General features: G+C 70.6%; 15 protein-coding genes and 1 tRNA gene. 11 read left to right on the forward strand and 5 right to left on the reverse strand.

Annotated elements, in window-relative coordinates:
- Positions 1–3: 3 nt before the first annotated feature.
- Together A3Q40_RS04640 and A3Q40_RS04645 are read left to right on the forward strand one after the other, a co-directional pair.
- Positions 4–240, forward strand: a complete 237-nt coding sequence (locus A3Q40_RS04640; protein ID WP_068100038.1) for a hypothetical protein — start codon at positions 4–6, stop codon at positions 238–240.
- 275 nt (positions 241–515) lie between these two features.
- Positions 516–1,700 carry a winged helix DNA-binding domain-containing protein gene (locus A3Q40_RS04645; RefSeq protein ID WP_068100040.1) on the forward strand — a complete coding sequence of 395 codons (1,185 nt, stop codon included), beginning with the start codon at positions 516–518 and terminating at the stop codon, positions 1,698–1,700.
- A gap of 32 nt (positions 1,701–1,732) precedes the next feature.
- Here A3Q40_RS04645 and A3Q40_RS04650 read toward each other — a convergent pair whose 3' ends face one another.
- Positions 1,733–2,530: a LuxR C-terminal-related transcriptional regulator gene (locus A3Q40_RS04650; protein WP_068100043.1), complete on the reverse strand. Its 798-nt coding sequence runs from the start codon at positions 2,528–2,530 to the stop codon at positions 1,733–1,735.
- 144 nt (positions 2,531–2,674) lie between these two features.
- Between A3Q40_RS04650 and A3Q40_RS04655 the strand changes: the two genes are divergently transcribed.
- Complete coding sequence (locus A3Q40_RS04655; RefSeq protein ID WP_068105256.1) at positions 2,675–4,198, forward strand: AMP-binding protein; 1,524 nt, start codon at positions 2,675–2,677, stop codon at positions 4,196–4,198.
- Here A3Q40_RS04655 and A3Q40_RS21050 read toward each other — a convergent pair.
- The gene (locus tag A3Q40_RS21050; protein ID WP_068100045.1) at positions 4,195–4,623 is read right to left on the reverse strand and encodes a DUF732 domain-containing protein; all 429 of its coding nucleotides are present in this window, start codon (positions 4,621–4,623) and stop codon (positions 4,195–4,197) included. The genes A3Q40_RS04655 and A3Q40_RS21050 overlap by 4 nt on opposite strands.
- Before the next feature lie 35 nt (positions 4,624–4,658).
- On the opposite strand from A3Q40_RS21050, the gene A3Q40_RS04665 reads away from it, so the two are divergent.
- Entirely contained in the window at positions 4,659–5,300 is a 642-nt protein-coding gene (locus A3Q40_RS04665) for a YoaK family protein (protein WP_068100047.1), read from the forward strand.
- Positions 5,301–5,412: 112 nt separating this feature from the next.
- Here A3Q40_RS04665 and A3Q40_RS04670 read toward each other — a convergent pair.
- Positions 5,413–5,485: transfer RNA gene (locus A3Q40_RS04670), tRNA-Arg, on the reverse strand.
- 112 nt (positions 5,486–5,597) lie between these two features.
- On the opposite strand from A3Q40_RS04670, the gene A3Q40_RS04675 reads away from it, so the two are divergent.
- A complete protein-coding gene (locus A3Q40_RS04675) occupies positions 5,598–7,619 on the forward strand; it encodes a cytochrome c oxidase assembly protein (RefSeq protein WP_068100049.1) in 2,022 nt (673 codons plus the stop codon).
- Here the strand turns inward: A3Q40_RS04675 and A3Q40_RS04680 are convergent.
- The gene (locus tag A3Q40_RS04680; protein WP_308124844.1) at positions 7,616–8,023 is read right to left on the reverse strand and encodes a GtrA family protein; all 408 of its coding nucleotides are present in this window, start codon (positions 8,021–8,023) and stop codon (positions 7,616–7,618) included. The two genes, A3Q40_RS04675 and A3Q40_RS04680, sit on opposite strands and share 4 nt — an antisense overlap.
- 49 nt (positions 8,024–8,072) lie before the next feature.
- On the reverse strand, positions 8,073–8,504 hold the full coding sequence (locus A3Q40_RS04685; protein ID WP_068105269.1) for a MarR family winged helix-turn-helix transcriptional regulator: 432 nt from the start codon (positions 8,502–8,504) through the stop codon (positions 8,073–8,075).
- Positions 8,505–8,603: 99 nt separating this feature from the next.
- Here A3Q40_RS04685 and A3Q40_RS04690 point away from each other — a divergent pair, with 99 nt between their 5' ends.
- The 6 genes from A3Q40_RS04690 to A3Q40_RS04715 all read left to right on the forward strand — a co-directional run bounded on the left by A3Q40_RS04690 (position 8,604) and on the right by A3Q40_RS04715 (position 19,106).
- The gene (locus tag A3Q40_RS04690; protein WP_082833756.1) at positions 8,604–10,451 is read left to right on the forward strand and encodes an ABC transporter ATP-binding protein; all 1,848 of its coding nucleotides are present in this window, start codon (positions 8,604–8,606) and stop codon (positions 10,449–10,451) included.
- Positions 10,452–10,587: 136 nt separating this feature from the next.
- Positions 10,588–11,067 (forward strand): single-stranded DNA-binding protein, encoded by a 480-nt coding sequence (ssb, locus tag A3Q40_RS04695; protein ID WP_068100055.1) that lies wholly within the window; start codon positions 10,588–10,590, stop codon positions 11,065–11,067.
- 119 nt (positions 11,068–11,186) lie between these two features.
- The gene (gene ettA, locus A3Q40_RS04700; protein ID WP_068100057.1) at positions 11,187–12,866 is read left to right on the forward strand and encodes an energy-dependent translational throttle protein EttA; all 1,680 of its coding nucleotides are present in this window, start codon (positions 11,187–11,189) and stop codon (positions 12,864–12,866) included.
- Positions 12,867–13,113: 247 nt separating this feature from the next.
- Positions 13,114–17,973 carry an NAD-glutamate dehydrogenase gene (locus tag A3Q40_RS04705; RefSeq protein WP_068100058.1) on the forward strand — a complete coding sequence of 1,620 codons (4,860 nt, stop codon included), beginning with the start codon at positions 13,114–13,116 and terminating at the stop codon, positions 17,971–17,973.
- A 75-nt stretch (positions 17,974–18,048) separates the two neighbouring features.
- Complete coding sequence (locus A3Q40_RS04710; RefSeq protein ID WP_082834073.1) at positions 18,049–18,441, forward strand: acyl-CoA thioesterase; 393 nt, start codon at positions 18,049–18,051, stop codon at positions 18,439–18,441.
- Complete coding sequence (locus A3Q40_RS04715) at positions 18,438–19,106, forward strand: hypothetical protein (RefSeq protein WP_068100062.1); 669 nt, start codon at positions 18,438–18,440, stop codon at positions 19,104–19,106. The genes A3Q40_RS04710 and A3Q40_RS04715 overlap by 4 nt, the downstream gene beginning before the upstream one ends.
- The last annotated feature ends 80 nt before the right edge of the window (positions 19,107–19,186 follow it).

Below are 19,186 nucleotides of genomic sequence, written 5' to 3' on the forward strand. Positions count from 1 at the left end.
TTCGTGGTCGGCAAGTTCGAACGCAACAAGGACACCGTGCAGGAGCTGACCGAGTCCGCCGCCATGCACGTGGGCCGGATCGCCGTCATCATCGCCACGGCGGTCCGCGACGTCACCCGGGAGATCGGCGACCTCGTCACCGACGGCATCGAGATGCGCGAAGCATCCCGCCGCGCCCAGCGCGACAACCGATCCTTCGAGGTGATCGACGGAGAGTTCGAGCAGGTCGCGGAGAAATAGCTCGACCGACGACGCCCCACCCCGGCCGGGGTGGGGCGTTCGTCGTGTGTGGGGTGGGGTCGTGGAGTCTGGACCCCGTATTCCGGTGCCTGGACACCACTATTCGGCCGAAACCGTCGGTGAGCGGTGGGCTGTCAGTTGCAGAACACCTGCTCGTCGGACTTCGCGGACGGGTCGGGCGACCCCGGACGAATAGTGGAGTCCAGGCCCCGGATGCCGGGGCCGGGGTTCCACTATTCCTGTTGCCGCGGACTCACGTGCACGACACTGTCCTCGTGAGAATCACCGACACCCAGCGCCGCGCCCGCCTGATCTCCCGGCATGCGGTGGGAACGGGGGAGTCGCTCACGCCCGACGCGGTGACCGCCCGAGTCCTGGCGCTCCATGCGACCGATCCCGCCAGCGTCTCGCTGCAGGTGATCGCCCGGTCGCGGACCGCCACGCTCGCCGACATCGCGACCGCCATGTACGACGCCCGCACGCTGGTCCGCGTCCTCGCCATGCGCCGGACCCTGTTCGTCGTCGAGAAGCCGTTCATGCCCGTCGTGCAGGCGGGCGCGAGTGCCGGGGTGGCGCGCACCCTGCGGACTCGATTGGTCAAGGAACTGTCGACCAAGCCGACGGACCCCGTGATCGACGACGCCGAGGCCTGGCTCGCCGGCGTGGAGGCGGACGTCGACGTGGCGCTGCGCGCGGCCGGGACGGCGACGGGCGCCGAATTGTCCACGGCCGTACCGGCATTGCGCACCGCTTTTCTGCCGACGACGGACAAGAAGTACGACGTGCGTCGTAACGTCACGTCCACGCTGCTCGCCTTGCTGTCCGCCGAGGGGCGCATGGTGCGGGTGCAGCCGCGGGGGTCGTGGTCGTCGCGGCATCACACCTGGGCGCCGGTGGACTACTGGTGGCCCGACGGGCTGCCCGTGATCGACGAAGCCGAGGCGCGAAACGAGCTGGCACGGCGGTGGCTCGAGGTGTTCGGCCCCGCCACTGTCGACGACCTGCAGTGGTGGACCGGGTGGTCGAAGGGGCACACGCAGAAAGCCGTGGCGGCCGTGGGCGTCTGCGAGGTCGAGCTGAACTCGGGGCCAGGAATCATGCTGTCGGACACGGAGATCGAACCGTCAACCGGTGGTGCGGCGTTGGTGCCCGCGCTGGATCCGACGCCGATGGGCTGGAAGGACCGTCGGTGGTTCCTGCCCGACGCGCTGCGCCCGGCGCTCTTCGACACCTTCGGCAACGTGGGCCCCACCGTGTGGTGGAACGGCCGCGTGGTCGGGGGGTGGGCGGTGCGGCCGGGGGAGGGCGTCGTCACGCGACTGCTCGAGGACGTTCCGTCTCGAGCCGTCGCGGGAATCGCGCGAGAGGCGGCCCGCATCTCCGTCGTCCTGGACGGAACACCGGTCACCCCGTCGTTCCCGACGCCGCTGGAGAAGGAACTGCGAACCTCGGTGCAGTAGTCCACCCCCACGGTGGACAACTGCACCGACAGTCAGGGCAGCAGGCCCGCCCGTCGCGCGGAGGTGGCCGCTTCCATGCGCGTGGTGGCGCCGAGCTTGACCATGATCGACTTCATGTAGCTCTTCACCGTCCCGACGGTCAGCCCCAGCGAATCCGCCACGGCAGCATTGGATTTGCCGGTGGCGACGAGGGCGACGACATCGAGTTCGCGCGCGGTGAGCGAGCAGGACGAGTCGGGTTCGACGCCCCCGACCACGGCGCCGGCGAGGTCCGCTCCGGCTCGGTCGAGCGCGGCCTTCACGGCCGGATCGTCGACACGCGCGGCGAGCATGCGGAGGTTCGCGTACGCGCTGCGAATGTGTTCGCGCAGCCGATCGGAGCGAGCCCGCTCCTCGTCGACCGCGAGTTCCTGCCCGACGCGACGGGCCTCGTCGCTCAACGCATCCAGGACCCGTCCGCCGATGATGCCGACGCGGTGATTCGCGCCGTAGAGCACGCCGACGTGGCGTTCGTTCACCACGACGGGCGCCGCGATCATGGCGCGCAGACCCTCGGCGGCGATGATCGCGTCGTACCGGTGGCTGATGACCGACGTGGTGGTGTAGTCGTCGACCGAGACGGTCCGGCCGATCTGCAAGACTCGCCCACCCAGGCCCTGCCCGGGATCGAGGGTCACGCCGTCGAGTGCGCCGACCGACCGGCCGCAGAAATGGGCGAGCGACAACTTCCGCGACGCGCCGACCGTGCCGCCGAAGGCGAGCGAGACCCCCGTGGCCTCCCGCAACCGGGCGACGGCGGTGTCCATGCGCGTACTCGTACTGGCGATCATCTCTCCGTCTCCCTGCCCATCACTCACTTCGGAGGGTATCGGGCGCCACGTGGTGTGGACCACACTGAATCACAGAACGAGCGAAAGGACACCACTGTGCACGGAGTTGCCTCGGCACCTGCAGCGGCCGACACCACGGCCGCCATCACCGCCCTCGCGGAGACCTACGGCGCCGCATCGCTGAACGTCGCTGCCGTGCTCTGCGACGACCACGATCCGTCGGCGATCGCCTTCACGTTCGTCGACGTCGACGCCGCCGGCGCGCTCACCCACCACGATCTGACCTTCGGCGACCTCGCCGACAAGTCCGCGCGCTTCGCCACGGGACTCACGTCGATGGGCATCGGTGAGGGCGACCGCGTCGGCGTGCTCATGAGCAAGCGGGAGGAGCTGATCGTCGCGCTGCTGGCGATCTGGCGACTCGGCGCCGTCCACGTGCCGCTGTTCACCGCGTTCGCGACGCCGGCGATCGAGATGCGGGTGACGGCCGCGGCGGCGCGCGTGGTCGTCGTCGACAGCGACCAGCGGCCCAAGCTCGAGGGCATCGACGGCATCGTCGTCGTGGAGACCGGCCCCGGTTTCGACGCGATGGTCACCGAGAACGAGCCCCTGGCGTCGTCGGTCGCGGTGGGTGGCGACGGCATCATCGTCCAGCTGTTCACCTCGGGCACCACGGGTCGCCCCAAGGGCGTGCCGGTGCCGGCGCGGGCGCTGGCCTCGTTCGTCGCGTACATGACCTACGGACTCGACGTGCGCGAGGACGACGTGTTCTGGAACGCCGCCGACCCCGGCTGGGCGTACGGGCTGTACTACGCGATCCTCGGGCCGATGGCGATGGGTCGACGCAGCCTGATGCTGCACGCCGGCTTCACCCCCGCGGTGACGTCCGCCGTCATGACCACCTTCGGTGTCACCAATTTCGCCGCCGCGCCCACCGTCTACCGCAGCCTGAGCAAGGACCCGTCCGTGGGCGGGCTGTCCCTGCGTCGGGCGTCGTCGGCGGGCGAACCGCTGACGCCCGACGTCCTCGTCTGGGGCGAGAAGGCGCTGGGGGTGACCGTGCGGGACCACTACGGGCAGACCGAACACGGCATGGTCATCGTGAACGGATGGCACGACGACGTGCGCGCCGAGGTGATTCCGGGGTCGATGGGCACGCCGTTGCCGGGCTTCGCCGCGGGGGTGATCGACGGCCAGATCGCGTTCGACGTCGCCGGCTCGCCGCTCATGTGGTTCGACGGCTACCTCGACGACCCCGACAAGACCGCCGAACGGTTCACCGAGGACCGCGCCTGGTACCTCACCGGCGACGCGGGCCGGGTCGAGGACGGCTCCTACTTCTTCTCCGCGCGCAACGACGACGTCATCATCATGGCCGGGTACCGCATCGGCCCGTTCGACATCGAGAGCGTGCTGGTCGAGCACCCGTCCGTGATCGACGTGGCCGTGGTGGGCCAGCCCGACGACATCCGCGGCGAGGTGGTCGAGGCGTACGTGGTGCTCGCGCCGGGCACCGAGGGCTCGGCCGAACTCGAGGCCGAGTTGCAGCAGCTGGTGAAGACGAAGTTCGCGGCGCACGCCTACCCGCGGACCGTGCACTTCGTCGACGCCCTGCCCAAGACGCCGAGCGGCAAGATCCAGCGATTCCTGTTGCGCCGCAAGCGTTAGTTCGGCAGCAGGGCGCGGAACTCGGGGCAGTACGCCCCGATCGCGGAGCCGACGATGGCCCCGGCTGCACCCTGGTCCCACTTGCCGCCGCTGCCGGTGGTCACCGCGTCCACCTCGGCGATCACCGGCGCGCCCTGCTGCAGCTCGGCGCAGATGCCCCGGCCGAGGATGACCATGGTCTCGGGGTCGGCGAAGTCGACGGCCCCGGCCCGCAGGCCGGCGACGAACAGATCGTCGGCCGCGACGGCGTCGGCTCCGGTGGGGACCGCGGGGCCGGCGACGGCGGGGGTGCTCTGCTCGGTGGTGGGGTCCTCGGACGTCCGCGGGGCCCCGTCGGACGTCGCTGGTGGGTCGGCGGGCGGGTCGGACGGTGCACATCCGGCGAGTGCCAGCGCGCACGCCCCGGCGGCGAGGAGTCGGCGCATCACCGCAGCGACGCTACCCGGCTCGGGGTGGTGGAATGTCCCGCGTGATCGACGACGTGCGCGAGTTCCGAACGGTGGCGGGCCTCGCCGCGGTGGCCGGCTTCGTCGACGGCGTGGGGTTCGTCGCGCTCGGCGGCTTCTTCCTGTCCTTCATCACCGGCAACTCGACCCGCAGCGCGGTGATGCTCGTGGGCGGCGACCTCGGGGCGGTGGCGGTCGGCCTGTCGATCGTGGCGACGTTCGTGGTCGGCGTGATCGTCGGGGGAGTGGTCGGGGCGGTCGCGGACCGTCGTCGGCGGTCGGCGGTATTGGCGACGGTCGCGGTTCTGCTGGCCCTCGCCGGGGTGGTGCACCTGCTGGTGCACGCCACCCTGCCGTCGGCCCTGGTCCTCACTGCGGGCATGGGCGCGCTGAACGCCGCGTTCGCCCGTCGCGGTGGGGCCGTCGCCGTCACCTACATGACCGGCATGCTCGTCACCGCCGGGTTGCGCGTGGCCGATCGGGTTCTCGGGCGCGGGACCGCGACCTGGCTGCAGCCATTGGGACTCTGGACGGCACTGACTCTCGGGGCCGTGGCGGGAGCGGCGGCGTACCGGCTGCTGGGGTTCACCGCGCCGGCGATCGCTCTGGCGGTGGTGGTTCTGGCGGCCGGCGTGGCGTATCGGGCCGGGCAGTAGCGGCGACGGGGGTGCGGCGGGCTTCCCGCTGACGGTGTCGACGTGTGCTGACGGTGCACCGTCCGTGAACGCAGGAGCGATCAGCGGGAAGGCCGGGCGCCGGGACGCGGAGTGCCCCCGGCAGGATTCGAACCTGCGACCAAGGGATTAGAAGGCCCTTGCTCTATCCCCTGAGCTACGGAGGCGCACGGAGAGTGTAGCCAAGCGACCCTCGGCGCCACACCGGTCCCGTCGGGTGTGGCGCATCTACTACAACCTGTCGGTGATTGGGCGGCGAACGGCTTCTACCCTGGAAGCATGGCAACCACCGAGGTCCGACCCGTGACGACGCCCGAGCGGGGCGCGGGGTCGTCGGGCGTCGCCGCGGGAGCCGGCCTGGTCGCGGCGGTCGTCGCGGCGCTGATCGTCGCGCTGTCCGCGTCGCAGGCCCTGGTGCTGCTCGGCATTCCCGATCCGGGGCCCGTCACCACCTACGGACTGCCGGCGGTGCGGGCGCTCGGGGAGATCGCCGCCGTGATCGCGATCGGGTCGCTGCTGCTCGCAGCTTTCCTGGTCCCGCCGCAGGCGTCCGGCGTCCTCGACGTCGACGGCTATCGCGCGGTGCGCACCGCCTCCGTCGCCGCTGCCGTATGGGCCGCGTGCGCGATCGTCCTGGTACCGCTGACCCTCTCGGACACCTCCGGTCAGCCGCTCGGGCAGGCGCTCGAGCCGGCGAATCTGTGGTCCGGCCTCGCGCAGGTGGAACTGGCACGGGCCTGGCAGTGGACGGCCATCATCGCGCTGATCCTCACCGTCGCCGCGCGCAGCGTGCTCCGCTGGGGCTGGACTCCCGTGCTCCTGCTGGTCGGTCTCGCCTCGCTCATGCCGTTGGCGCTCACCGGACACTCGTCGTCCGGCGGGTCGCACGACGTCGCCACCAACAGCCTGATCCTCCACCTCGTCGCGGCCTCGTTGTGGGCCGGCGGACTCTTCGCACTGCTGGCGCACGCCCGTCGTCGCGGCGCGCACACCGACGTCGCAGCCCGCCGGTTCTCGGCCGTCGCGCTGATCGCGTTCGTCGTCATGGGGGTGAGCGGCGTGGTCAACGCCTTCGTCCGCATCACCCCGTCCGACCTGATCGACACCACGTACGGCCGCCTGGTACTGGCGAAGGTGGTGGCGCTGATCGCGCTCGGAACGTTCGGCTACGTCCACCGCCGGCGGTCACTGCCCGACCTCGCCGCGGACCCGTCGTCACGCTCCGCGCTCGCCCGCTTCGCCGGCGCCGAGATGCTGGTGTTCGCGGCCACTGTCGGACTGGCCGTGGGACTCTCGCGCACCCCGCCGCCCGCCGGTGACGGTCGCGAGCTGACCCTCACCGAGGTCGAACTCGGCTACGACCTGACCCGGCCGCCGTCGTTCGCCACCTTCGTCACCGACTGGCGCTTCGACCTGATCTTCGGCACCGCCGCGATCGTGCTCGCCGCGGTCTATCTCGTCGGTGTGCGTCGCCTGACCCGACGCGGCGACACCTGGCCCATCGGCCGCACCGTCGCGTGGGTCCTGGGGTGTCTGAGCCTGCTGGTCGCCACGTCGTCGGGCATCGGCCGGTACTCGATGGCCATGTTCTCCGTGCACATGGGCGCACACATGGTGCTCTCGATGCTCACGCCGGTGCTGCTCGCGCTCGGTGGTGCGGTCACGCTGGCGCTGCGAGTACTGCCGGCCGCCGGGAAGAACGGTGTGCCCGGACCGCGCGAGTGGATCCTCGCCGCGCTCCACAGTCCCGTGTCGCGCTTCCTCACCCAGCCCGTGGTGGCCGCCGTGATCTTCGTGGGCGGGTTCTACGCGCTGTACCTCGGCGGGATCTACGACTCGGCGGTCGACTCCCACGGCGCGCACCTGCTGATGAACCTGCACTTCCTGCTCAGCGGCTACCTCTTCTACTGGGTGGTCATCGGGGTCGATCCGGCGCCGCGTCGACTGTCTCCGGTGACCAAGCTGGCCATGGTGTTCGGGTCGCTGCCGTTCCACGCCTTCTTCGGTGTCGCGCTGATGAGCACCGAATCGGTGATGGGGGAGCAGTTCTTCCGCGGACTGGGCCTGCCGTGGAACCAGGACCTGCTGGCCGATCAGCGTCTCGGCGGCGGCATCGCCTGGGCGACGGGCGAGATCCCGCTGCTGCTGGTCATGATCGCGCTGCTGGTGCAGTGGTCCGCGAGCGACCGGAAGGAAGCAGTGCGGACCGACCGCGCCGCGGACCGCGACGACGACGCCGAACTCGCCGCCCACAACGCGATGTTCGCCGAGCTGGCCCGACGCGACCGCGACGGCCGCTAGAAGACCCACCCCCGCAACGCGAGGAAGCGGAGTCCGCCGACCACGGCGGTCACCGTGACCACCAGCAGGGCGGATGCGAGCGCGCTCGTGTTCGGGGCGGCAACCTCGAGCGCCGTGACGGCCGCCGTGGACACCATGAGACCCACGAGGGCGAGCCCGCCGGCTTCCCACTGCGCGGTGAACCAGTGGACCCGCTCACCGGCGTGGAACGTCAGGCGGCGGTGCAGCTCGTTGGCGAGAACGGTGGACGCCGCGGCGCCGGCGACGTTCGCGATCACGCGACCCTCGGGCTGCATCAGGACGAACACCGCGACGTAGAGGACGTTGCTCACGGCGCCGACGGCCGCGAAGCGGACCAGTTGGGGAACGACGGAATCGTTCCGCACGACCGCAGCAGCGATCACCCGTCCCCTCATGAGACAGGCCTGTTCCCGGTTCGGGACCGACCTAACCTCACGACGGATCGACGGCCGTGACGAGGCGGCCGAGCAGCGCCTCGAGTGCGCGCTGGTCGCCCTCGTCGAGCACGTCGAACAACCCGGCCGACGCGCGTCGCTGTGCGCGGGCGACGTCCGCGGCGAGGGCACGCCCGTCGTCGGTGAGGTCGACCAGGACGGCACGGCGGTCGGTGTCGTCGGGTCGACGCCGGACGAGCCCGGCCTCGACCAGGGCGTCGACCACGTCGGTGACCGAGCGGGGCGCGATGCGCAGGCGATCGGCGAGATACCCGGGCCGCACGGGGCCGTTGCTGCGCGCCAGCACCTTCAGGGCTCGCCCGTGCGAGGGCGGGAGTCCGAACGGTTCGAGAGCGGCCAGATGACGCCGTCGCAGCGCGCGCGCGACGGTGATCGTGAGGTCGCCGAGATCGCGGTCGGAGGAATGCACGGACCACATCCTACGTTGTAGCGGTCAGCCTCATAGTGAGGTAACCTCATCGTTATTCGGCCTGCGACCCACGAGGCCGACCGAAACCCGGGAGGTTCCATGCATCCCACTCCCACTCCCACCCCCACCCCGGCGCTCCGCGCCGATCCCGCCGGTGTTTCTCCCACCCCGGCGCTCCGCGCCGATCCCGCCCCGCTCCGCCGGGTGGTCTCCCTCTTCCGTCCCTACCGCACCCGCGTCCTCGCCGTCGCCGCCGTCATCACCGCGAGCGCCGTCGTCGCCCTGGCGTCGCCGTTGCTGCTGCGCGAGATGCTCGACCACGCCATTCCCGACGGCAACACCACGCTGGTCACTCTGCTCGCCGCGGGCATGATCGCCGTCGCCGTGGTCACCAACTGTCTCGGCGTCGCCCAGACGTGGATGTCCAACGGCATCGGCCAGGCCCTCATGCACCGCCTGCGGGTGCAGGTGTACTCGCATCTGCAGCGGCAGTCGCTCGGCTTCTTCGCACGGACCCGGACCGGCGAGGTGCAGTCCCGCATCGCCAACGACATCGGCGGCATGCAGTCCGTCGTCACCAACACCGCCACGTCCATCGCGCAGAACGCGACCACGGTACTCGCCACCGTCGTCGCCCTGTTCCTGCTCGACTGGCGGCTGGCGCTGTTCTCCCTGCTCATCCTCCCGGTGTTCGTGCGCATCGCCCGCCGAGTCGGGGAGGAGCGTCGTCGTATCTCCACCGTCCGTCAGCGTCTGCTCTCGGAACTGTCGGTCCAGGTCGAGGAGTCGCTGTCGGTCAGCGGCGTGCTGTTGGGCAAGACCACCGGCTCGGGATCGGTTCTCACGGAACGGTTCTCGTCTCGCTCCGCCGAGGTCGCCGATGTCGAGCTGCGCTCGACCATGGCCGGCAAGTGGCGGATGGCGACCATTTCGATCAGCTTCGCGGCCATGCCCGCGTTGGTCTACTGGTTCGCCGGGGTGACCATCGGGCACGGCAACACGATCACCGTCGGCACGCTCGTCGCGTTCACCACCCTGCAGACCCAGCTGTTCAGACCGACTATGTCGCTGCTGAACACCGGGGTGGAGGTGCAGAGTTCGCTCGCCCTGTTCGGCCGTGTCTTCGAGTACCTGGACCTGCCGGTCGACATCGACGAGCCGGCCGCGCCGATCGCGATGGACCCCCGCCGGGCTCGTGGCGACGTGCGGTTCCGTGACGTGAGCTTCCGCTATCCGGGGTCGAGTACACCGACCCTCGAAGGCATCGACCTGGCCGTCCCGGCCGGGAGCACGCTCGCGGTGGTCGGTGCCACGGGTGCCGGCAAGACCACCCTGGGTTATCTCACCGCCCGTCTGCACGATCCGGAGTCCGGCAGCGTCGAGATCGACGGTGTGGACCTGCGGTCGCTCCCGCTCGCGACCGTCGCCGACCTGGTGGGCGTGGTGTCGCAGGAGACCTACCTGTTCCACGACACCATCCGGGAGAACCTGCGTTTCGCGAAGCCCTCGGCCACCGACGAGGAGATCGAGAACGCCGCCCGCATCGCGCAGATCCACGAGTTCGTGCTCGCCCTGCCGGACGGCTACGACACCCTGGTCGGTGAACGCGGATACCGCTTCTCCGGCGGGGAGAAACAGCGGCTGGCGATCGCCCGCACGGTGTTGCGGGACCCACCGATCCTCGTGCTCGACGAGGCCACCAGCGCTCTCGACACCGCCACCGAGCGGGCGGTCGCGACGGCGATGGACGAGCTCGGCCGGGGCCGCACCCGGATCGTCGTCGCCCACCGGCTCTCCACCGTGCGGCACGCGGACCTCATCGTGGTGCTCGACCACGGCCGGATTCTGGAGCAGGGCACGCACGACGAGCTGGTGGCGGCCGACGGCGCCTACGCCGCCCTGCTCGCCGCCCCGGACTTCGAACCGGAGGCCGTCCCGGTCGGCTAGGAACGACCCTGTCAACCCCCTCCTCGTGCCCTGTGGATCACCGTCCCCGGGGCACGGTCCGGCGCACCCCGGTCGTCGCGGCCCGACGGCATCCTCGGCGAGGTACCGGCAGAACCGCCGGACGGGAGGGGGAGAGATGAACGACGTCTGGACGACGGTGGTGGGCACCGTCATCACCGATCCGATCAAGCGCACCACGCAGGCCGGGGACGAGGTGCTCGGCTTCCGGGTGGCCAGCAACTCGCGCCGGCAGGACCGGGCGACGGGGGACTGGATCGACGGAGACACGCTCTACGCGTCGGTGTCCTGCTGGCGACGACTGGTCTCGGGCGTGGGGGCCTCGCTGATGAAGGGCGACCCGGTGATCGTCTACGGACGCGCCCGCACCAGCGAGTACACCACCAAGGAGGGGGTGGGCCGGTCCGGTCTCGAGATCACCGCGACGGCCGTCGGGCCGGACCTCTCGCGCTGCCAGGCCACCCTGCAGCGGCCGCGGCGCGACACCGTCCCGGCCGAGTCCGACGCGGGCGAACCCGCCGACGTGGACGGCCCCCCGGACCTCACCGAGGACGAGGCCGACGTGCATCGGGACGCCGTTCCGACGCCGGTCGGGTAGGACCCGGGTGCCGGTCGCGCGGCCCCCGGGTCGGCGATCGGCACCTCGCTCCGGCGATTGGGGTGGCGAGGGGCGTCCCGGTAGACTCCGATCGCATCTGACCACTTCGAGAGGAACCCGTGGCGGAATTCATCTACACCATGAAGAAGGTGCGCAAGGCGCACGGCGACAAGGTCATTCTCGACGACGTGACCATGAGCTTCTACCCGGGAGCGAAGATCGGCGTGGTCGGCCCCAACGGCGCCGGCAAGTCCTCGATCCTCAAGATCATGGCGGGCATCGACCAGCCCGGCAACGGCGAGGCGTTCCTCGCGCAGGGCGCGTCCGTCGGCATCCTCATGCAGGAGCCGGAGCTCGACGAGACCAAGACGGTCCGCGAGAACGTCGAGGACGGCCTGGGCGACACCATGGTGCAGCTCAAGCGGTACAACGAGATCGCCGAACTCATGGCCACCGACTACTCGGACGAGCTGATGGAGGAGATGGGCGAGCTGCAGGAGAAGCTCGACCACGCCGATGCGTGGGAGATCGACTCGCAGCTCGAGCAGGCCATGGACGCCCTGCGTTGCCCGCCGCCGGACGAGAGCGTGGTGCACCTGTCCGGTGGTGAGAAGCGGCGCGTCGCGCTCTGCCGGCTGCTGCTGAGCAAGCCCGATCTGCTGCTGCTCGACGAGCCCACCAACCACCTGGACGCCGAATCGGTGCTGTGGCTCGAGCAGCACCTCGCCGCCTACCAGGGCGCCATCCTGGCCGTCACCCACGACCGGTACTTCCTCGACCACGTCGCACAGTGGATCTGCGAGGTCGACCGCGGTCGCCTGTACCCGTACGAGGGCAACTACTCGACCTACCTCGAGAAGAAGGCCGAGCGTCTCGAGGTCCAGGGCAAGAAGGACCAGAAGCTGCAGAAGCGGCTCAAGGACGAGCTGGCCTGGGTCCGCTCCGGCGCCAAGGCCCGTCAGGCCAAGAACAAGGCCCGCCTCGATCGGTACGACGAGATGGCCGCGGAGGCGGAGAAGACGCGCAAGCTCGACTTCGACGAGATCCAGATCCCCAACCCGCCGCGCCTCGGCGACGTGGTGGTCGAGGTCTCGCACCTGGACAAGGGCTTCGACGGCCGCATCCTCATCAAGGACCTGTCGTTCACGTTGCCGCGCAACGGCATCGTCGGTGTCATCGGCCCCAACGGTGTCGGTAAGTCGACGCTGTTCAAGACCATCGTCGGTCTCGAGCAGCCGGACAGCGGCGAGGTCAAGATCGGCCAGACGGTCAAGCTCAGCTACGTCGACCAGAACCGCGCCGGCATCGACCCGTCCAAGACGGTGTGGGAAACGGTGTCCGACGGGTTGGACTTCATCACCGTCGGCACCCAGGAGTTCCCGTCCCGCGCGTACATCAGCTCGTTCGGGTTCAAGGGCCACGATCAGCAGAAGCCGTCCGGAGTGCTCTCCGGTGGTGAGCGCAACCGTCTGAACCTGGCGATGACGCTCAAGCAGGGCGGCAACCTGATCCTGCTCGACGAGCCCACCAACGACCTCGACGTCGAGACGCTGGGATCGCTCGAGAACGCGCTGCAGGAGTTCCCCGGCTGCGCCGTGGTCATCTCGCACGACCGCTGGTTCCTCGACCGGACCTGCACCCACATCCTCGCGTGGGAAGGCGGCTTCGGCGACAACGAGGCGGCCTGGTACTGGTACGAGGGCAACTTCGAGGGCTACGAGGCCAACAAGGTCGAGCGGCTCGGTCCCGACGCCGCCCGTCCGCACCGCGTCACCCACCGCAAGCTCACGCGCGACTGACGCACCCTGCACGACCGGCCGGCGCCGACGGAGTTCGCTCCGTCGGCGCCGTCGCCGTTCGCGGGGCCGTCACGCGCAGTGCACTTCGTGCGCCGCATACCGCCGCCGAATGTACTGGCCGGTAACCGGATTGCCCCCGAATCGCCGCCCACCCACGCCCCTGCCCACCGGCCGACACCGTTAGGGTCGAACGAGACCGCCCACCCTCGTCGCGGTGGCGCGACCCGGGTCGGAAGGTGGAGCGCAGATGGCGGAATCGGACGCCCTCACGACGGAGCAGGTGCAGGCCGCCTACTTCGGTGACGTCGACCCGGGCGAACTCGGCCGAACCAGCGACGTCGATCCCGCGGAGATCGTGCGACTCCACACCGAGCTCGCGTCTTCGCGTCGACCCGGCACCCCGGTTCTGGCGTTGCGCCGCGGCACCGACAGTCGCGTCGGGATGGCCCTCCAGATCGTCACCGACGACATGCCGATGCTCGTCGAGTCGGTGACCGCCTGGCTCAGCGGCGTCGGGATCGCCGTGATGGACGTCGTCCACCCCATCCTGCGCGTCGACCGGGACGACGACGGTCGGCTGCGCGGCGTCCTCGGGTCGGCGACGCCCGCCGACGAGGCCGCCCGCACGGAGAGGGGCGGCGAGGTGCTGGAGTCGTGGATCCACGTCGTGCTCCACCCCGCGGCGTCGTCGGACACGTTCGACGCGCTCGAGGACGCCCTGATCGCCGTGCTCCGGGACGTGCGCCGCGTCGCCGACGACAGCGCGGACATGCGCGACCGGCTGCTCGACCTGGCGGCGGGACTCGACCGGGAGCGCCAGGACGGGGCCGTCGGTCCCGAGGCACGGGTGGGAGCGGCGCGACTGCTGCGGTGGCTCTCCGAGGGCAACTTCCGACTCCTGGGCAGCTGCCGTTACTCCGTCACCGATGCGTCCGCCACCGGGGACGGTGGCCTGACTCCGATCGAGGGCACCGCGCTCGGCATCCTGCGCGCCGACGGTTCCGGTGACGCCGACGGGTCCGCGCACGTCGGGGACTTCGATCTGCCGACCGACCGGGTGGTGGCCCGCGAGGACCTGCTGGTGCTGACGCAGGCGTCGGGTTCGACGTCGGTGCATCGGACGGTGCACCCCTACTTCGTCGGTGTCCACGACCTCGACGACGAAGGAAACACGGTGGGAGAGCATCGATTCGTCGGGCTCTTCACCATCAGCGCGCTCTACGGCAACGCGCTCGACATCCCGGTGGTGGGGGATCGGGTGCGCTCGGTCATCGAGCGTGCCGGTCACACCCTGACCTCCTGGTCGGGCCAGGTCATGCTCGAGTCCATCCAGGCGGTGCCGCGGGTGGAGCTCTTCTCCGCCGATGCGCGGTCCCTGTACCGGGTGGCCACCGCGGTGGAGCGCAGCGGGCTGCGCCGTGACGTGCTGGTGTTCCTGCGCCGCGACGGCTACGGGCGCTTCGTCTCGGCGCTCGTGTACCTCCCGCGGGACAGCTACACCACCCGTGTTCGGCTCGAGACGCAGCGAATCCTGGTGCAGGAGTTGGGCGGAACGGGCATCGAGTACGAGGCGCGGGTGACGGACAGCCCACTCGCCCTGGTGCATTTCACGGTGCGCTTCACCGGTCAGTCCGCGGACGCCGTCGACGTCTCCGAGGCCAACGCCGAGCGCATCCGCGGTCTCATCGCCGAGGCCACGCGCAGCTGGGACGACGCGGTGCGCACGGCGGCGGCGACGACGTCACGGGTGTCGCCCGACATGGCCGCGCGCTACGCCGCCGCCCTGTCCGAGGCGTACAAGCAGGACTTCGGCGTGGCCCGCGCGCTCAGCGACATCGCCCGCGTGAGCGAGCTGACCGGCGACGCGATCGACATGTGCCTGTACCGCCCGGAGAACTCCGAGCGCGGCCGCTGGCGCTTCTCGCTGTATGTCTCCGGGGCGGAAGTGTCACTCTCGCAAGTGCTTCCGGTTCTCCAGAGCCTCGGCGTCGAGGTGGTGGACGAACGTCCCTACGCCGTGGTCCGACCCGACGGGGTGCGCTGCTGGATCTACGATTTCGGTCTCGCTGCCGAGCCCGAGGTGCTCGGTGACGTCGACCCCGCCGAGCTCGGTGCCCGGTTCACCGACGCCTTCCACGCCGTCTGGTCCGGCCGGGCCGAGGCCGACCGCTTCAACGAGCTCGTCCTGCGGGCGGGACTGGACTGGCGTCGCGCCGTCGTGCTCCGTGCGTACGCGAAGTACCTGCGGCAGGCCGGCTTTCCCTACAGTCAATACACCGTCGAGGGCGTGCTGCTGGCGGACCCACGCGCCGCGCGTCTGCTCGCGGATCTGTTCGACGCGCAGTTCGACCCGGATGCGGTCGACGAGGCCGGGACGCGGTCCGAGGAGCGCGCGACCGAGCTCGCCGACACGCTGACGCAGCTCATCGACGAGGTGGTCGGCCTCGAGGCCGACCGAGTGCTGCGATCTCTGCTCGGTCTGATCCGCGCGACGCTGCGGACCAACCACTTCGTGCGGGGAGCCGACGGGGCGGCGCGGCCGTTCCTGTCGCTCAAGTTCGATCCGCGGGCCGTCGACGTGTTGCCCCAACCGCGTCCGCGGTTCGAGATCTTCGTGTACTCACCGCGGGTGGAGGGCGTGCACCTGCGCTTCGGTGCGGTCGCCCGCGGCGGTCTCCGGTGGTCCGACCGCCGTGACGACTTCCGCACCGAGGTCCTGGGTCTGGTGAAGGCGCAGGCCGTCAAGAACGCCGTGATCGTGCCCGTCGGCGCCAAGGGTGGCTTCGTCGTCAAGCGGCCGCCGGTCGCCACCGGCGACACGGCCGCGGACCGGCAGGCGACGCAGACCGAGGGCCGGGCGTGCTACCGCATGTTCATCGCGGGCCTGCTCGACGTCACCGACAATCTCGATCCCGAGACCCGCGCGACGGTGCCGCCGACGCGCGTCGTCCGTCGGGACGACGACGACACCTACCTGGTGGTAGCCGCCGACAAGGGCACGGCCACGTTCTCGGACCTCGCCAACGAGGTGTCCGCCGAGCACGGCTTCTGGCTCGGCGACGCCTTCGCGTCCGGCGGGTCGGTGGGCTACGACCACAAGGCCATGGGCATCACGGCCAAGGGCGCGTGGGAAAGCGTCAAGCGGCACTTCCGCGAACTCGGCGTCGACACCCAGCGGGACCCGATCACCGTCATCGGCATCGGCGACATGAGCGGCGACGTCTTCGGCAACGGCATGCTGCTCAGCGACCGTCTCCGGATCGTCGCGGCGTTCGACCACCGCCACGTTTTTCTCGACCCCGATCCCGACCCCGCGGCGTCGTTCGCGGAGCGGCGACGACTGTTCGAGCTCCCGCGCTCGTCGTGGCGGGACTACGACTCCGACCTCATCAGCGCCGGCGGAGGCGTGTTCGACCGCACGGTGAAGTCGGTGCCGATCGGTCCGGAGATTCGAGCGGCGCTCGGCCTGAAGGACGACGTGACGGCGCTGTCGCCGCCGGACCTCATGCGCGCGATCCTGCGCGCCCCGGTCGACCTCTTCTGGAACGGCGGTATCGGCACGTACATCAAGGCGCGCACGGAGTCCCACGCCGACGTGGGGGACAAGGCCAACGATGCGGTGCGCGTCAACGGGGCCGACGTGCGCGCGAAGGTGGTCGGCGAGGGCGGCAACCTCGGGGTCACCGCCCTCGGTCGGATCGAGTACGCCCTGGCGGGCGGCAAGATCAACACCGACGCGGTGGACAACTCCGCCGGAGTCGACTGCTCCGACCACGAGGTCAACATCAAGATCCTGCTGGACTCGGCGGTCACCGCCGGCGATCTGGACCCCGACGAGCGCACCGACCTCCTGGCGTCCATGACGGACGAGGTGGGCGCCCTGGTGCTCGCCGACAACGTGGCGCAGAACGAGGTGCTCGGCGTCTCCCGCTCCCACGCGCCCGACCTGCTCGGCGTGCACGCACGCCAGATCGCGGACCTCGAGCGCGACGGCCGCGTCGACCGGGAACTCGACGCCCTTCCGTCCCCGGCGGAGATCGACCGACGCCTCCAGCACGGGATCGGACTCACCTCACCCGAGCTGTCGACCCTGCTCGCGCACGTCAAGCTGGCCGTGAAGGAAGACCTGCTGGCGACCGAATTGCCGGACAGCGACGTGTTCGCTCCGCTCCTGGTCGACTACTTCCCGCAGCCGCTACGCGAGCGCTTCGCCGGCGCGGTCCGGTCGCACCCGCTACGACGGGAACTGGTGGCCACGCGCATCGTCAACGACACCGTCGATCACGCCGGGCTGACCTACGCCTACCGGCTCGCCGAGGATTCCGGTGTCGGCAGCACCGACGCGGCGCGGGCCTTCGCCGCGACCACCGAGATCTTCGGCCTGCACGACCTGTGGGACGAGATCGCACGCACGGACATGCCCACCGCCGCCTCGGACGCCCTGGTGCTCGAGAGCCGGCGGCTGCTCGATCGGGGCTCGCGGTGGTTGCTGACCAACCGGCCGCAACCGATCGCCGTCGGCGCCGAGATCACCCGCTTCGCCCGCAAGGTCCGGTCGATGGCGCCGCACCTGTCGGAATGGACGGCCGGTCGGCTCGCGGACGCGGGTCTCGCACGATCCACCGCGGCGATCGAGCTCGGTGCGCCGACGGACCTGGCGCACAGGGTGTTTCGGCTTCTCGACGTCTTCTGCCTCCTCGATGTCGTCGAGGTCGCCGACATCGGCGGCGCGGACGAGGTGGAGATCGCCAAGGTCTACTACGCCCTCAGCGAGCACCTGGGCATCGACTGGCTGCTCGGCGCCGTGTCCACGCTCGAACGCGGCGACCGGTGGCATTCCCTCGCTCGGCTGGCGCTGCGGGACGATCTCTACTCGTCGCTGCGGGCGCTCACACTCGACGTCGTCGACGGCGGCGCCCCGGGGGAGACCCCGCAGGAGATGATCGCGGACTGGGAGTCCACCAACGCCTCCCGGCTGGGACGGGCGCGAGCCGCCCTGACGGAGATCGGCGAGTCGGGAACCGTGGACCTCGCCACCCTGTCGGTGGCGGCGCGGCAGATCCGGAGCATGGTTCGGGCCGCGAGCACGGGCGCCGGCACCCGCTAGGTTGTCGGGGTGACCGATCGCGAAGAGGACGAGCCCGTCGGATTCCACTGCCCCGTCGAGGTGCGGTGGTCCGACATGGACGCCTACCAGCACATCAACCACGCCCGCATGGTGACGCTGCTCGAGGAGGCGCGCATTCCGTGGTTGATGGCGGACGGCGTCCCCACCGCGACCCTCCGCAACAGCGCCGTGATCACCGACCTGCGCGTGCGCTACCGCGGTCAGCTGCGTCACGACGACTCTCCGCTCGACGTGGTCATGTGGACCCAGCAACTCCGGGCGGTGGATTTCACCGTCGGGTACGAGGTGCGACCGCACGGCGCGGCCGTGTCCACCCCGCCGTCCATCGTCGCCTCCACGCAGATCGCCGTGTTCGACATCGCGACCCAGCGACTGCGCCGACTCGCGCCCGCCGAGCGGGAGTACCTCCAGCGCTGGGTGCGTGCGGACACGACCGGCCGCCCGTGACCGGCGCCCTCGCCGAACGGTCGCTCACCCTCCCGGCCCCGTCCGACCGGAGCGACCTGTCCACCTTCCTCGGGCACGTCACGCGGCTCGACGCGGCCGCCGTGGTCCGTCTGCGGCGACGCGCGCCCGATCACGTCGTCGCCTGGTGCGAGACCGGGTTCGACGTCCTGGCCACCCGCGCGGTGCGCGGCTCCCTGCAACCAGCGGACGTGACCGTCGCCGCCGACGGATTGCGCGCGCTGCTCGCCGGCGCGGGATCGGCACCGTTCGATCCGGGGTTCGCGATGGATTCCGCCTGGCGCGGACCGGTTCCCGGCGAGCGTGCCGACGGCTTCGTCCACGTCGAGGACATCCCCGGGCCCGTTCTGGTCGATCTCGCGGAGCGCGGCGTCGCCCTGGCCCGCGAGCACGGCGGGGAGCACGGCCCACCGACCTCATTGCTCGATCAGACGGTGCTGACGGCCCGGTCCGCCGACGAGTCCGTGGACATCCCCATGCGGCTGGTATTCGCGCTCAACGCGATGAAGTTCGTGCCCGGGGAGGACTCCGACGACCGCGTGCGGGTGCGGCTGCACCGCTCGTGGGTGCGCCTCGACGCGCGCTACGGCTCCGTCGTCCGCGCTCGGGGTGCGTCGATCCCGCTCATGGTGACCCGGGGGCGCTGACGGTTCGTTCCCGCGCAGGTTCCGGTCACCCTCACCGGTTGCAACCTGAGCGCTTGACCGGAACCCGCGCAGCGCGGACG

It is taken from the genome of Rhodococcus sp. PBTS 1 (genome assembly GCF_001620025.1).
Classification (GTDB): domain Bacteria; phylum Actinomycetota; class Actinomycetes; order Mycobacteriales; family Mycobacteriaceae; genus Rhodococcoides; species Rhodococcoides kroppenstedtii.

What these genes read in the sequence shown, in the direction of transcription:
- A3Q40_RS04705 (WP_068100058.1), top strand. Translation starts at nt 13,114, where the DNA reads ATGGCGGAATCGGACGCCCTCACGACGGAGCAGGTGCAGGCCGCCTAC.
- A3Q40_RS04710 (WP_082834073.1), top strand. Translation starts at nt 18,049, where the DNA reads ATGGACGCCTACCAGCACATCAACCACGCCCGCATGGTGACGCTGCTC.
- A3Q40_RS04665 (WP_068100047.1), top strand. Translation starts at nt 4,659, where the DNA reads ATGTCCCGCGTGATCGACGACGTGCGCGAGTTCCGAACGGTGGCGGGC.
- A3Q40_RS04690 (WP_082833756.1), top strand. Translation starts at nt 8,604, where the DNA reads ATGCATCCCACTCCCACTCCCACCCCCACCCCGGCGCTCCGCGCCGAT.
- ssb (WP_068100055.1), top strand. Translation starts at nt 10,588, where the DNA reads ATGAACGACGTCTGGACGACGGTGGTGGGCACCGTCATCACCGATCCG.
- A3Q40_RS04650 (WP_068100043.1), bottom strand. Translation starts at nt 2,530, where the DNA reads ATGATCGCCAGTACGAGTACGCGCATGGACACCGCCGTCGCCCGGTTG.
- A3Q40_RS04675 (WP_068100049.1), top strand. Translation starts at nt 5,598, where the DNA reads ATGGCAACCACCGAGGTCCGACCCGTGACGACGCCCGAGCGGGGCGCG.
- A3Q40_RS21050 (WP_068100045.1), bottom strand. Translation starts at nt 4,623, where the DNA reads ATGCGCCGACTCCTCGCCGCCGGGGCGTGCGCGCTGGCACTCGCCGGA.